Here is a 13712-nt window from a genome sequence, read left to right on the forward strand (position 1 = left end):
GGGTCAGGTCCAGCGCTTCAATTGGTTACCTTCAGCATCGCAGAATCTGCCCAGTACCAGGACGATGGCATCGTAAAATACCCACAGACCCAGGCCTCCCAGGGTGAGCATCTGTAATATACCGGTGCCCACCTTTCCCACATAGAAACGGTGTGTGCCGAAGTAGCCGAACACCAGGCACAACAGCAGTGCCGGCAGAATTTTACGGCGCGAGACAGGGCGTTTAGGTTCGGCTGGCAACAGCGCACTCCTCGTGGCGGAAGCATTCAATCAGGTGGTCGTTCACCATGCCCATGGACTGCATGTAGGCGTAGCATATGGTGCTGCCCACAAAATTAAAACCATCCTTTTTCAGTTGCTTGCTCATGGCGTCTGACTGGGGGGTGCAGGCGGGTACCTGTTGCAGCTTGCGCCAACGGTTCTGGATGGGCTCACCGTCGACGAATTGCCAGATGTAGTTGGAAAAGGTGCCGTGCCGCTGGACTGTTTCAAGATAGGCCCGGGCATTGCGCACCGCGCTGTTCACTTTTAACCGATTGCGTATGATGCCGGGATTTTGCAGCAGCTGTTCCACTTTTCCAGGGGAATAGCGGGCGATTTTTTCCGGGTTAAACTGGTCGTAGGCGCGACGGTAATGTTCCCGTTTGCGGAGTACCGTAATCCAGCTGAGCCCGGCCTGGGCTCCTTCCAGAAGCAGGAATTCAAACAAGGTGCTGTCGTCAAAGCAGGGTACCCCCCACTCTTGGTCATGATATTGTTGATACAGCGGATCGTCACCACACCAGCCACAGCGTTTTGTTGTCATGGCATATCCTGTTTGAAGGGCGGACAGGCATCATACCCAAAATCCGTGCAAACAGAAAAAAAGCCCCGTCATCGCGGGGACGATGCGGGGCAGTATTAGCGCGGTTTTCAGTTGTTATAGTTATTCTCTCGAAAGAGCGAAGTTAGGAGACAGATACTATATCTAGTTATCGAATAACCAGTAATCTACAAGATAGACGGCGTTTAGGGCCTTATCAAGGCGGCCTCTGGTGGAAAAGCTGTGGATAAAGTGTGATTTACCTGTGGGGTGTAAAAATTTTGCCTAGCTCAATTAGCGTCGACTGTTATACCCTAACCAACTAAATTTATACGGTGCGCTTGATAAAACTGGCGCAGTTGTCGTATACAACCTATCTTTGTATGTAAGTTGTTAAAAAAACATAATATTTTTATAGGCATAGCAGGTTCAAGAGGTCGCAGCCCATGCGCACAGACACCACAGAAAACAGCCAGCCCTATGTAATTATCGTCGAAGATGACGAACGTCTGGCTGATCTGACGGCGGAATATCTCCGCAGTAATGGAATAAAGGTAGAAGTAATAAATGATGGCAGCGTTGCCATCAGCGCCATCATTGATCGTCAGCCCGATATGGTGGTTTTGGACCTGATGTTGCCCGGAGCGGATGGTCTGGAAGTGTGTAAGAGTGTCCGCGATAAATTTCGCAAACCCATTCTGATGCTGACGGCGCGCACTGATGATGTGGATCAGGTGCTGGGGCTGGAGATGGGGGCGGATGACTATGTTGCCAAGCCAGTGAAACCCCGTGTGCTGCTGGCACGCATTCGCGCGTTGCTGCGCCGGGCCGACAGTAGTGATGGCAGTCAGGAGAAAAACGCCGCAGAAGCCACGCAGAATCGCCTGGAGTTCGGTGATCTGGTGATAGATAACAGCGCCCGGGAGGTGTGGCTGGGTGGTGATGCCGTTGACCTCACCAGTGCTGAATACGACCTGTTGTGGTTGTTGGCGTCCAACGCCGGCACCATCCTTTCCCGTGAGGAGATTTTTGAGCGTTTGCGCGGGATACAATATGACGGACAGGATCGTTCCATTGACGTGCGTGTATCGCGTATTCGACCCAAGGTGGGCGATGATCCAATGAATCCGCGCCGTATCAAGACCGTGAGAAGCAAGGGCTACCTCTTTGTCCGGGATCTCACCTGATAGATTGATACACCTGTTGTGAAGGTTGTAGCCTTTTGAACAGCATATTTCTGCGCATATACGGCGGCATGATCATGGTGTGTCTGGTGATCGGTGTCGCTTTTTATCTGTCCCTGGAAGCCATCAACTTTTTCCGTCTGCAATATTTCCGTACCGCGCTGGTCACCGGGCCGGTACAGTTAATTGCGGAACTCACCATCAGCCAACCGGAAGATTACCGAGCCCGCTGGGTGGAAGAGGTGGGTCGTCTGCTGGATTCTCGTATGAAACTGGTGCCCCGCGATCAGGTTCAATTGAGTAATGCAGAAGTGAGTCAACTGCAACAGAACAAGGTGCTGGTACGGATTATTGATGAGTTCAACCGTGAAGGGGAAGCCATTGTCGCCATTCCCTTTCAACAGGGAACCCGTTATCTGGTTGCCCACGGTGAATACCTCACGGAGCAACAAGGCCGTGGTATGGCGGAACTCATTTCCCAGTATCTATCCCGTTATCCGGTGAGTGAGTGGAACGGGCGTCTGGCACAAATCAATCAGACCTTTGGCTTTCCGGTGCGCCGTATCGCACCTTTCGAAGTGCGCCTGGATGATGAAAAGAAACATCGTCTGTTTAACGAAGAGCAGGCAGTGGCCAATTTTGCCGGCAACCGCGGCAACAATACCCAAATCACCGCCTACAAGTTGCTGAATGAAACCGGTGAGGTTCTGCAGTTGGGGCCGCAGAACATGTTCAACTGGTATCCGTTCGAACTCATGGCGGTGATGGTGGTGATTGCATTGGGGCTCGTGGGTTTCGCGGTGTACCTGCTGGTCAAGCCTCTGGAAAACCGGTTGTCCGGTCTGGAAAAAGCGGTGCTTCGTATTCGCGGTGGCGACCTCAGTGCCCGTGCACCGGTGGAAGGTTCCGATGCCATTGGACAGTTGGCCGGTACTTTAAATGGCATGACAGAACACATCCAGCGCTTGCTCAATTCACAGAAAGAGCTGACCCGAGCCGTCTCCCATGAGTTGCGCACGCCCGTGGCCCGTATCCGGTTCGGCCTGGAAATGTTGATGGACGCCGACAATGACGAGCAGCGCCTGCGGCAGGTGGAATTGATCGATCTGGACATTGAACAGCTGGATAAACTGATCGATGAAATCCTTACCTACTCCAAATTGGAGGAGGGCACCCCGGTGCTGGATTTCGTGATGATCGACCTGGATAACCTGATGCGGCGGGTGGAACAGGAAAGCAAAGCGTTGTCCGGGGATAAAGAGGTGGTGTATGTAGCCCCGGATTTACCGGACGAGCGTTGCTACGCCGAAGGTGAGGAACGTTATATCCACCGGGTGGTGCAGAACCTGGTGGGCAATGCGTTGCGCTATGCCCAGGGCAGGGTGGAGATCACCTTTTCTGCCATGGGGGATGTTTTTCGCATCGATGTGCACGATGATGGCCCGGGTATCCCGGAATCCGATCGCAAGCGGGTGTTTCAGCCCTTCACCCGTCTGGACGACAGCCGCACTCGTGCATCCGGCGGTTATGGCCTTGGCTTATCCATCGTGAACCGCATCGCCTATTGGCACGGCGGCCGCGTACGGGTGGGGGAAAGTGAATTGGGCGGTGCCAAATTCAGCTTTCTATGGCCGCGGCTGCAAAGTTTGCGTGAATCCAATTAATCGTCAATGTCGACGGATAGAATGCCGCGCAAATTTTTATGACTGCAGGTGCGGGCGGTATGGATGAATTCTTCCATATAGGGGGCATCCACGTGATCATCACGTACCGCGGCGTACAAATTTGTCCAGATCCCCTCTTCCCCCAGTGAGCGTGCCACCACGTATCCTTTCGCCAGATAATCAGTGATGCCCCAGTTGGGCAGGGCGCACACGCCACGCCCGGAGGCCACCAGCTGAATGATCATGATGGTGAGCTCGGCGGTGCGGGTGCTGGCAGGCATTACGTTGGCCGGCAACAGAAAATACTTGAAGATATCCAGTCTGGAATGCTCCACCGGATAGGTGATCAGGGTTTCGTTGGCCAGATCCGACGGCATGATAACCGGCTTTGTGGCCAGGCGGTGGTTCTTGGCAACACACAGCAACGCCTCATATTGAAACAGCGGTAGATAGCGAATACCAGGCAGGCTCTGCGGGTCGGAGGTGATGACCAAATCCAGCTCTGCTCGGGCCAGCGCAGGCAAAGGATCAAAATTAAAACCACTGATCAGGTCGATTTCAACGTCGGGCCAATCCTCACGGTATTCATCGATGGTCGGCATCAGCCAGTCAAAACAGCTGTGGCATTCGATGGCAATGTGCAGTCGCCCCTGTTTGCCTTCCGCTAGCCGCACAATGTCCTGTTCCGCTTGCTCTACGGCCGGCAACATCTGATCCGCCAGTTGCAGCAGGCGTTCCCCCCCCTTGGTAAATTTGATGGGTTTGGACTTGCGGATCACCACCGGCTGGCCCAGGCGGTCTTCCAGCTCTTTCAATTGATGGGAGAGCGCCGACTGGGTGAGATGGACCTGTTGTGCTGCGTCCACCAGTGTCCCGCAATCCCGCAATGCGGCCAGGGTGCGAAGGTGTTTGACTTCAATGCGTGCCATGTTGTGTCCGGGTGCAAGGTGGTAGTGAAATAGGGTTGAACGGTATTGTTGCCCAGTTGAGGGATAAAAAAAAGCCGGGCTTGTGTCTGCCCGGCTTCACTGACAAGCCAAAGCCGGTGTGGTACCGGTCAAGTGAGGTTTGGAGGTTAAACGGCTTGTTGAAATGGTTCGCAACCGTCCCCGGCGGTAGAGGTGGCAGCCTGCTGTTGCGTGGTTTGGATGTGCAAAGTATCGAGAAAGGCGTCCAGTTCGGTCACCTGATGAGGGGTGAGGCGCAGGCCCAGTTTGCTGCGGCGCCAGATGATATCCGCTGCGGTGTTTGCCCATTCATGGTTTACCAGATATTCCACTTCCCGTTGATAGAGGCCGGCGCCAAAGTGTTGCCCCAGGTCAGCTGACTGGTGACACCCCTTAAGGAGCAAGTGGATACGCGTCCCATAAGCATCGCACAGGCGCCGGCACAGGCCGGCATCAAGCCACTCATACTGGTGCTGCACCAGCGCGACCCAGACCGGGTACTCGGTTTCACCGATATCGCCACCGGGCAGAGCGGCTGTCTCGGCGGCAGGTGATGCGGGAAAGTCCAGATACGGCTGCAGTGCCTTCATGGCGGCTAAAGCCAGGCGGCGATAGGTGGTAATTTTGCCGCCGAAAACACTCAGTAACGGTGCCTGTTGCAAGCTGTCGGCCTCAACTTCCAGGGTGTAATCCCGGGTCATGGCGGAGGGTGAATCCGATTCATCATCACACAGTGGGCGCACACCCGCATACTTCCACAGGATGTCCTCGGGGCCGATTGTCTGCTTGAAATGCCGGTTGACGATCTCCAGCAGGTAGCGTTCCTCTTCTGCATCCATTGTCACGTTGGCGGGGTTACCGGTGTACGCCTTATCCGTTGTACCAATCAGGGTGAAGTCGTTCTGATAGGGGATAACAAACACGATGCGCTTGTCTTCGTTCTGCAGAATATAGGCCTGATCACCCGGGTACAGTTTACGGGTTACAAAATGGCTGCCCTTGATCAGGCTGATTTTGCGTGGCGAGGCGGCCTGCAATTGCTGTTCGATAAAGGTTTGCGCCCAGGGGCCGGCGGCATTCACCAACGCTTTGGCAGTGCAGTGGAAAGTTTGGCCGGTGGCCGGATGCTCCAGTTGAATGTGCCACCGGCCGTTCAGGCGGCGCGCACTGACGCAACGGGTTTGCACCAGAATATGCGCACGCTGTTGCGCTGCGGCCAGCGCATTGGCAATCACCAGACGGGCATCATCCACACGGCAGTCATAATACTCGAAACCTCTGCTGATGCGGGAATGCAGTGGATTGTGTGGCTGGTGGGCATCGAACTTCACACTTTTTGAGCCGGGAATCCGATTGCGGCGGGTTAAGTGGTCGTACAGGAACAGGCCGCTCCGGATCATCCAGGCCGGGCGCAAATGCGGCTGGTGGGGCAAAACAAAGCGCAGGGGTTTGATCAGGTGAGGGGCTTTATGCAGCAAAACCTCCCGTTCAGCCAGTGCTTCCCGCACCAGGCGAAACTCATAGTGTTCAAGGTAGCGCAGGCCGCCATGAATCAATTTGCTGCTGGCGGAGGAGGTGGCCGAGGCCAGGTCATTCTGTTCACACAGGGCCACCGACAGGCCGCGGGCGCTGGCGTCGGCGGCGATGCCGGTGCCGTTGATACCGCCACCCACAATAAAAAGGTCATAACTGTTTGATATTAGGGGGTTCTCGTCGGCTGGGGCAGAGGCTGCCCGGGGTGAACGGACCTGCATGTTAGTCACACCTTTGTAAGCAAATAGGTTCATTGTCCAGTTGAAATCAGTCTATTTGCTTTCGTTTGTTTTCGCAATAGAAATAAAACGAAGATTTTGTGACAGTGGCGCGGAGGGCTATACCCACTTTCGAAGGCATTAACAGCCGTTTCACTCCTGTTGTTTCAGTTGGTCGATGCGTTGCCTGACGGCGGTGTCATTGGGGGCGATGGCTGAAAGCTGCGATAAATAGGGCCAGCTTTCAGCCTTGCGCTGGGATTTCTCCAGGTATTGCACCAGTGCCATCAGAATATCGTAATGGTTGGGCCAGCGTTGATTGGCGACCTGCAGGGTATCGATGGCAGCGCTGGTTTGATCTGCCGCATCCAGGGCCACTGCATATACGTAGAAGTATCGGGCCTGGCTTGGTTCTGCTTCAGTGGCCCTGCGTAAATGCCTGATGGCCTGCGCTTTCTGATTGTCGCGAATCAGGAACAGTCCATAGGCATGCTGGGCTGCTGCGTTGTCTTGATGGGCTGACAGTGCCTGCTTGAGATAGTGGTGTTCCTGTTCGTTATTGTCCAGGCTGCGATAAATGGCGGCCAGATTCAGCAGGGCGGGAAGGTAATCCGGGGCGATGGCCAGGGCCTGCTCCAGTGTGGTGATGGCGTTGTTGCTGTTGCCGGTATGCAATTCAATGGCTGCCAGGGATGCCAATCCGCCGGGCAGGTCGTTGCTGTGGGCAAGCTGGGCCCGGTGTTCGGCCAGGAGCGTCTGTAACACCAATGCATCGCCGGATGCCAGGTGGGGCAAAGCGGGCGCCAGTTGCTGGGCAATTGAAAAGCGGACGTCTGCGGAGGCGTCATTGATGTGGCGGCTCAGTACCGTCCAGCGCATGTCCAGAGGCAGCACCTGGCTGGCATTCACCGCAGCCCGCCGCATAAGCGCATCCCCGGACTGCAGTTGCTGTGCCAGGGTTTCCACCGTGAGTCGGGCCGGTAGGGCCGAGGCCAGATCCAGCAGGGTGGCTCTGCGGATGGAAGGGTGCTCGCGATTGTTGATGTAATCGCTCATGGCGCGCAGGGCAAGTGCATCGGACTTGCGTGCTCTGCTGTTCAGTATGCCAAATTCAGTTGCTGGGTTTGGCCCGGTCAGGGCCGGCTCCTGATGGCACTGTTGGCAGGCATTGGGTGCGTCTGTCTGTGGCTGCGCCGGGATGCTGAAACTGTGATCCCGGCGTGGGTCGATGCCCATATAGGTGGTTGCCGGCATGTGGCAGTTGATGCAAAGGCTGCCCGCTGAATCTGCTTTATGTTGATGGTGCGTTGCAGTGTCGTAGACGCTGCCGGCGTGGCACTGGCTGCAAAGTCCGTTACCCTGGATTTTGATGTCACCACTGTGGGCATCATGGCAATGGGTGCAGGTGACGCCCTGTTGATGCATCTTCGATTGCATGAATGATCCCAGTACAAATACTTCATCCCGAATCTGGCCGTCGGCAAAGTACAGCGGGTCGTGCAGTAAGGTCAGCCGATATTGATCGTGATAGGGTCGGGCCGGGTCGGGCTCTCCGATGATCTGGCGTCGGGAGTGGCAGCCGCCACAGGCGTTGATCTGCTGTGCCTGCTGGGTTTTTGCTGTTGTCTGTGATGGTGCCCGGGCAATGCCGGCGTTCTGTTTGAACTGAAAGGAAAGCGGCGGTGCGAAGTGGGTGGTGAGCCCGGCCCGGGGTTTAGATTGCAGCTGTCCGGCCTGGGCCATGCGAACATGCTCGGCGGCAGGGCCGTGGCAGGCTTCGCAGGCAACGTTCACTTCCTGGTAACGGGTTTGGTATTGCCCACTTGCCGGATCATAGTTTTTGTCCAGGCCGGTGGAGTGGCATTCAGCACATCGACTGTTCCAGTTATTCAGGTGCCGGGTCCAATGGAATTCACTTGCCGGATCGTTGCTGTGGTTTGAGTTGGGGTAAAACCAGCGTTGCCCTCCCTGGTCCCGGGGCCGGCTGTCCCAGGCAATGTCGAATGCCTGCAGTTTTCCGTTGCCGATATCCAGCAGGTATTGCTGGAGGGGGTAAAAACCGAAAGTGTAGTGCACCGCATATTCCCGGGTCTGCCCTTTGTCTTGCAGCGTAATGATGTAGTTGCTGTGCCGCTTGGAAAAAGTAGCGGTGATGCCTTCACTTGCAAAGACCGTCTGGTTGAAATCACCCAGCACCGAATGCTCATCGGGCGGTAACATGGATTGATAATGGTGTGACTGGCGCCATTTGCTGTATTGCTGTGGATGGCAGTCAGCGCACTGTTGGCTGCCGGCATATTGCCCATGGACCAGGCCTGGTATAAGTAGGAGCCACAGACACGCAAGGATCAGATGCTTCATATAAACAGTACAATAATGCCTTCTAAGTGCCGGTAATCGGATGGGGGCGTGTTTTGGTGAGCAGGTGAGGGGCGTGCCCCCTCACCTGTCAGGTATTAATGGTTCAGAGTGTTCTTGAGGGATTCCATGGCTTTGTCCACGGTGAAACTGGCGGCTTCCTGACGGGGTGGAAATTCCTTGAAGGTTTTCAGGAAATTGCCAACGTAGGCTTGAGCCGGTACCAGGAGATAAGCGCGATCCAGTAACCAGTCATAGTAGGTGTTGGATGTGATCTGTGCCTGCTCGAATGGGTCGCGTCTGAGGTTGAAAATATAGGGTACGCGCAGCGGGACAAAGGGCTCTTGCCACACCCGCAGCGTGCCCATGGCCTTTTGCTCCAAGAATACGGCTTTCCAGTCGTTGTAACGCAGGGCAGTCAGGTCTCCGTCATCGGAGAAATAAAAGATTTCATTGCGCGCTGTGGTGTCTGCTTTGCCGCTGAAATAGGGTATCAGGCTATAGCCGTCCAGGTGGACTTTATATTTACGGCCGATGGAGCGTACGCCACCCTCTTTTAAGCGTTCCTTAATGTTTTTACCCCCGGCGGCTTCCACGAAAGTAGGAAACCAATCCATGTGATGCACGATTTCATTGGATACCATGCCGGGATCAATCAGGCCGGGCCAACGGACCATGGCGGGTACCCGCCAGCCGCCTTCCCAGTTGGAATTCTTCTCATTGCGAAAGGGGCTGGTGCCCGCGTCGGGCCAGGTATTCTTGTGGGGGCCGTTATCCGTAGAGTAGAACACCACAGTGTTGTCCTTGATACCCAACTCGTCCACTTTCTTCAACAGCATGCCCACATGACGGTCGTGTTCTACCATGCCATCGGAATATTCATCCTGCCCCGATATGCCGCGCAACTCTTCTTTCACGTGGGTGCGGAAGTGCATGCGGGTGGCGTTCCACCATAAGAAGAAGGGTTTGTTGTCCTTCACGGCACGGGCCATAAAGTCCTGGGCGGCTGCCACCGTTTCATCGTCTATGGTTTCCATGCGCTTTTTGGTCAGTGGCCCGGTGTCTTCAATTTTGCCGTCTGCGTAGGAATGTATGACCCCCCGTGGGCCGAATTTCTTGCGAAACTCCGGATTCTTTGGGTAGTCCTCGTTTTCAGGTTCTTCTTCAGCATTAAGGTGGTACAGGTTGCCGAAGAACTCATCGAATCCGTGATTGGTGGGTAGGTGTTCGTCCTTGTCCCCCAGGTGGTTCTTGCCGAATTGCCCGGTAACATAGCCATAGGCTTTGAGAATACCGGCTATGGTGGGATCTTCTTCGCGCATGCCCAGGTCCGCGCCGGGCAGCCCCACTTTGGACAATCCGGTACGGTAGACGCTTTGCCCGGTGATGAACGATGAGCGGCCGGCGGTACAGCTTTGCTCGCCATAGTGATCGGTGAACAGCATGCCTTCGCTGGCGATGCGGTCAATATTAGGGGTTTGGTAACCCATCATGCCGCGGGAATAGGTGCTGATATTCCAATAGCCGATGTCATCCCCCCAGATCACCAGAAAATTCGGTTTGTCTGCAGCGACAGCCCCATTCATTGCGGTAAGCGTAAAGGCCGCAAGCAGCGTTGTGAGCAACTGTTTGTGAAGTGCAAAGCGCATAACCGTTTCCTTTTATAGGTTGTGTGAAGTGAACCTTTCCGTTTCCTGCGATGTAACAATTCAGTCAATGAAGTACGATGGCCTGTTTTTCATTGCAGTTTAATGGCAAGCAGCCAACTTTTGGAAGCACATGCCCTGAATATTCTAGTCATTGTCTATTTACTGGTTGTGGCGATGCTTCTGCAGAACGGAGAGTGGTTGTTTTGTGAGCAGTTCGCTTGTGGTTAATTTCGCTATTGCCTGAATGGGTTTATAGTGAACCCGCAAACGATTGGTGCAGGGTGGGTACATGGAAAAAGGAGCGACAAGCGTATGAGTCAGGCGTTAACGACGGGTATTGGTGTGTGCAGGAAAATCTGCGTGGCAACGTTATTACTATTATTGCTGCAGCAGACGGTGCCGCAAGCGGCCTGGGCCCAAAACAGTGCAGCCGCTGATACCCGGCTGATTCTGCAGATCACGGTGGACCAGCTGCGTGGGGATTTACTGGATCGATATCAGCGGCATTTGAGTCGGGGCGGGTTTCAGTACCTCCTGGATCATGGTATTCATTTCAGAAACGCTCACCATAACCATGCCAACACGGAAACCATTGTCGGTCATACCACGCTGGCCACCGGCGCGCATCCCGCCGTGCACGGTTTGATAGGCAATCTGTGGTTTGACCGGGAGCAAGGGGGTGTGGTGTACAACATCGAGGATGCCCGCTATCCACTGCTTTCCGCCAATGCGGATGTGGATGATCAGACGGAGATCGACCCAACTCAAAAAGCAGCGCGCACGGATGGACGTTCGCCGGCTGCCATCGCCGTGTCGACCTTTTCCGATGAGCTAACATTGAAAACCGCCGGCCAAGCAAAAGTGTTTGCGGTGTCGGTGAAGGATCGCGGCGCTGTTTCCATGGCGGGGCACAGTGGCAAGGCATTCTGGTTTTCCAAGGCAACAGGCGAATTTGTCAGCAGCCGATTTTATTATGACACTTATCCCGATTGGGTAACTGCCTTCAACCGTGCGCTGCCCACGCGCCGTTATCACAACGGGCAATGGAAGCCATCCGCTGCCCTGGAACAGTATCTGTTTGCCGCGCAAGATGATCAGCCGTGGGAAACCGATCTTGCCGGATTTGGACGCCGCTTTCCCCATGCCTACGGCGCCCCCGGTGACAAATATTTTACCACCAAGCTCACGGTCAGCCCGGCGGGTGATGAAATGACGCTGGACTTTGCCACACAGATTATCAGCCATGAACAACTGGGCGTTGACGCCATACCGGATTACCTTTCGGTGAGCTTTTCCTCAACCGATTATGTGGGGCACCTGTTCGGGCCATCCAGCCTGGAAGCAGAAGATAATTTTTTGCGTCTGGATCGAACGTTGGCCAAGCTGCTGTCGTTCGTGGATAGAAAGGTCGGATTGAAACACACGTTAATCGTATTGTCGGCTGATCACGGGGGAGCGGAAGCTCCGGGTACGCTGCAAGCGCAAGGTTTTGATGTGGATTATGTGAATCCGGAAGAGTGGGACAAGCATGCGGCCATTGTGGACATCAAGCAACAGTTTGGCATCCGTGCAAAGTTGATCGACAGTTTTATTCCACCCTATATTTACCTGAACCCGGAGGCCGTTGCCCAGGCCAAGGCAACCCGTTTGCAACTGGAGCAGGCAATCGCCAAACGGATGATTCAGCTGGATGGCGTGTATCAAGCCTATTCCAGTACTGCCCTGACCAATGGGCAGGTATCACGCACCCGGGTTACTGTTGCCGCCATTAATAACCATTACCCGGCGCGCTCCGGAGATGTGTTTGTGGTGTTCGAGCCCCATCGTTTTGTCAATCATTTCGATGGGCTGGCGGTGGCTTCTCATCATGGTTCGCCCTGGGGCTATGACACCTATGTGCCGATCATTGTGTCCGCACCGGGTTTGAGTTCGATGCAGGTGTACCGCGCTGTGTCCACACGGGATATCGCGGTAACCCTGGCCCAATGGGCCGGTACCAATCAACCTTCGGGTGCCAGCGGTGATGTGTTGGTGGAAGTGTTTGAGGGCTTGCGGTAAGCCTTACTTCAATAATTTTGTTTGCAGTGTGCTGGCCGGCGCACCAATCCAGCGTTCCGCTGATTGTTGCAGGTCGTTCAAGTCTACCTTGCGTTTCTTCATAAGATCGCGGGTGACATTGTCGATGGTGTATTTGCCCTGACTTTTTTGCCGGATTTCCTGATCCAGTGCCTCCATGAGTACTACTGCCCGCGCGGTTATTCGGCCGGTGGAGTTTCGTTTGCGCAGATGGGTCACTTTACGCCCCCATCGTTTTTGGTTGGCGATGATTTTGGCCCGGCGTTCATCGGTGATGCCACCGGAGCGATACAGTAATTCAAAGGAATAGAACTCAGCCAGCCCTTCGGCAATCCAGTCATCGTTGCCGGCGTCGGTTTTGGCACCACGAATACGGGTGATCATATGAGTGAGTTCGTGCATCAGCGGACTGGTGCCGTTCTCGCTGACCACCGGCCGGTCCGCATGCAGGAACAGTGAATTGGGACCGGACAGTCCACCACGCCACATGGGGTCACCCATACCCACCACCAACAGTTTGTCCGGTGTCTGTACAAATGCCCGTTGCAGTTCCGGCCATACGAAGGTAAAAAAAGTCAGCACATCCATGCGGCGGACAGCGCTGTCTTTGGGGGCGCTGACGGTAATGGCGGTATCGCTGATGTCTCCACGCCGGGTTCCCAGGGTGCCCGCGATCATCCAGCCGGTGGGGCGATCGAACTTGCGCTCGGGGTTATTGATGCGAAAGGTGTTGCCCTTTTTACGCGGCCATCCGGTTTCGACGCTGGTCCAGTGGGGTGGTAACACAACATCTAGCGTGGCCACGGCGTAGGCACCGTCTTCGAATCGGGTCTTTACCGGGGGAAACAGATCATCGCCGCGAAATATGGCCCAATTGCGGGTCATCAGAGCATCGTATTCCCCCGGATCCCGTTCGTGATTGATTTTCACTTTGAGGGAAAGGCTGGCACTACCTGCCTCTGGTTCCCACAGCACTTCGGTTGCAGACACCATCAATTTGCCACTGGCGGTAATCTCCTCATAGCGTTCAGGCAGATTGTCAAAGCGTATTGAATGCAACAGCTCGCCTTTGTCCAGCGTGATGGTAACCAGCGCCTGACCGCTTTGCGGTAGAAACTCGAGGCGGTACTCAAGCTGGTAGGGCAGGCCCTTTGCCTGCAGGCTGCCGGGCAGCAGCAGATACAGCGCTGCCACAAGGAGCATCAATAAACGGGTGGGGGCGTGTACGGTGGATCGCATCATGGTAGGCTGACCGTGCTAGAACTTCACAGCAAAAAGAAA

10 protein-coding genes are annotated in these 13712 nt (G+C 55.0%); 3 read left to right on the forward strand and 7 right to left on the reverse strand.

The features are described from left to right. Window positions 1–3: 3 nt before the first annotated feature. Both D9N13_RS08965 and D9N13_RS08970 read right to left on the reverse strand, forming a co-directional pair. Window positions 4–240: a TM2 domain-containing protein gene (locus D9N13_RS08965; RefSeq protein WP_290588408.1), complete on the reverse strand. Its 237-nt coding sequence runs from the start codon at window positions 238–240 to the stop codon at window positions 4–6. Next, entirely contained in the window at window positions 224–805 is a 582-nt protein-coding gene (locus D9N13_RS08970) for a DNA-3-methyladenine glycosylase I (RefSeq protein WP_290588410.1), read from the reverse strand. Before D9N13_RS08970 ends, D9N13_RS08965 begins: the two co-directional genes overlap by 17 nt. Before the next feature lie 443 nt (window positions 806–1248). On the opposite strand from D9N13_RS08970, the gene D9N13_RS08975 reads away from it, so the two are divergent. Together D9N13_RS08975 and D9N13_RS08980 are read left to right on the forward strand one after the other, a co-directional pair. Next, the gene (locus D9N13_RS08975) at window positions 1249–1989 is read left to right on the forward strand and encodes a response regulator (RefSeq protein WP_290588412.1); all 741 of its coding nucleotides are present in this window, start codon (window positions 1249–1251) and stop codon (window positions 1987–1989) included. Between the two features lie 35 nt (window positions 1990–2024). Next, complete coding sequence (locus tag D9N13_RS08980; protein WP_290588414.1) at window positions 2025–3650, forward strand: ATP-binding protein; 1626 nt, start codon at window positions 2025–2027, stop codon at window positions 3648–3650. On the opposite strand, the gene D9N13_RS08985 is transcribed toward D9N13_RS08980, so the two are convergent. From D9N13_RS08985 to D9N13_RS09000, 4 genes are all read right to left on the reverse strand, one after another. After that, window positions 3647–4579 (reverse strand): LysR family transcriptional regulator, encoded by a 933-nt coding sequence (locus D9N13_RS08985; RefSeq protein ID WP_290588416.1) that lies wholly within the window; start codon window positions 4577–4579, stop codon window positions 3647–3649. The genes D9N13_RS08980 and D9N13_RS08985 overlap by 4 nt on opposite strands. Before the next feature lie 146 nt (window positions 4580–4725). Beyond that, the gene (gene glpD / locus D9N13_RS08990; protein WP_290588418.1) at window positions 4726–6351 is read right to left on the reverse strand and encodes a glycerol-3-phosphate dehydrogenase; all 1626 of its coding nucleotides are present in this window, start codon (window positions 6349–6351) and stop codon (window positions 4726–4728) included. 150 nt (window positions 6352–6501) lie between these two features. Beyond that, window positions 6502–8709, reverse strand: a complete 2208-nt coding sequence (locus D9N13_RS08995) for a multiheme c-type cytochrome (RefSeq protein ID WP_290588420.1) — start codon at window positions 8707–8709, stop codon at window positions 6502–6504. A 95-nt stretch (window positions 8710–8804) separates the two neighbouring features. Next, the gene (locus D9N13_RS09000) at window positions 8805–10355 is read right to left on the reverse strand and encodes an arylsulfatase (protein WP_290588422.1); all 1551 of its coding nucleotides are present in this window, start codon (window positions 10353–10355) and stop codon (window positions 8805–8807) included. A 360-nt stretch (window positions 10356–10715) separates the two neighbouring features. Here D9N13_RS09000 and D9N13_RS09005 point away from each other — a divergent pair, with 360 nt between their 5' ends. Next, window positions 10716–12413, forward strand: a complete 1698-nt coding sequence (locus D9N13_RS09005; RefSeq protein WP_290588424.1) for an alkaline phosphatase family protein — start codon at window positions 10716–10718, stop codon at window positions 12411–12413. Between the two features lie 3 nt (window positions 12414–12416). On the opposite strand, the gene D9N13_RS09010 is transcribed toward D9N13_RS09005, so the two are convergent. Continuing rightward, entirely contained in the window at window positions 12417–13673 is a 1257-nt protein-coding gene (locus D9N13_RS09010) for a hypothetical protein (protein ID WP_290588426.1), read from the reverse strand. Window positions 13674–13712: the final 39 nt, after the last annotated feature.

Origin of the sequence: Ketobacter sp. GenoA1, assembly GCF_003671475.1 — a bacterium.
Taxonomy (GTDB): domain Bacteria; phylum Pseudomonadota; class Gammaproteobacteria; order Pseudomonadales; family Ketobacteraceae; genus Ketobacter.

What these genes read in the sequence shown, in the direction of transcription:
- D9N13_RS08970 (WP_290588410.1), bottom strand. Translation starts at nt 805, where the DNA reads ATGACAACAAAACGCTGTGGCTGGTGTGGTGACGATCCGCTGTATCAA.
- D9N13_RS08975 (WP_290588412.1), top strand. Translation starts at nt 1,249, where the DNA reads ATGCGCACAGACACCACAGAAAACAGCCAGCCCTATGTAATTATCGTC.
- D9N13_RS08985 (WP_290588416.1), bottom strand. Translation starts at nt 4,579, where the DNA reads ATGGCACGCATTGAAGTCAAACACCTTCGCACCCTGGCCGCATTGCGG.
- glpD (WP_290588418.1), bottom strand. Translation starts at nt 6,351, where the DNA reads ATGCAGGTCCGTTCACCCCGGGCAGCCTCTGCCCCAGCCGACGAGAAC.
- D9N13_RS08995 (WP_290588420.1), bottom strand. Translation starts at nt 8,709, where the DNA reads ATGAAGCATCTGATCCTTGCGTGTCTGTGGCTCCTACTTATACCAGGC.
- D9N13_RS09000 (WP_290588422.1), bottom strand. Translation starts at nt 10,355, where the DNA reads ATGCGCTTTGCACTTCACAAACAGTTGCTCACAACGCTGCTTGCGGCC.
- D9N13_RS09010 (WP_290588426.1), bottom strand. Translation starts at nt 13,673, where the DNA reads ATGATGCGATCCACCGTACACGCCCCCACCCGTTTATTGATGCTCCTT.